This window comes from Silvania confinis (assembly GCF_025564085.1).
GTDB lineage: Bacteria > Pseudomonadota > Gammaproteobacteria > Enterobacterales > Enterobacteriaceae > Enterobacter > Enterobacter confinis.
Map to the genome: position 1 here is coordinate 1 of NZ_JAMGZJ010000011.1, position 289 is coordinate 289.

At 42.9% G+C, this 289-nt stretch carries 1 rRNA gene; it reads left to right on the plus strand.

Going from position 1 to position 289, the window contains the following annotated elements:
* Positions 1-81: ribosomal RNA gene (locus M8013_RS00055) — 16S ribosomal RNA — on the plus strand; the annotation flags it as partial.
* Between the last annotated feature and the right edge of the window lie 208 nt (positions 82-289).

The window sequence follows — 289 nt, forward strand, 5'->3', positions numbered from 1 at the left end:
CTTACCACTTTGTGATTCATGACTGGGGTGAAGTCGTAACAAGGTAACCGTAGGGGAACCTGCGGTTGGATCACCTCCTTACCTGAAGAACCTGCCTTTGTAGTGTCCACACAGATTGTCTGATGAATGATGAACTTCTGAATGTACTTTCGAGTGCATTAAGAAGTTTTGCTCTTTAAAAATCTGGATCAAGCTGAAAATTGAAACGACACACTGTGTCTGCTCTCCGTAATAAGAGCAGATAAGCGGTGTGTTCGAGTCTCTCAAATTTTCACGACACGAACTGTTT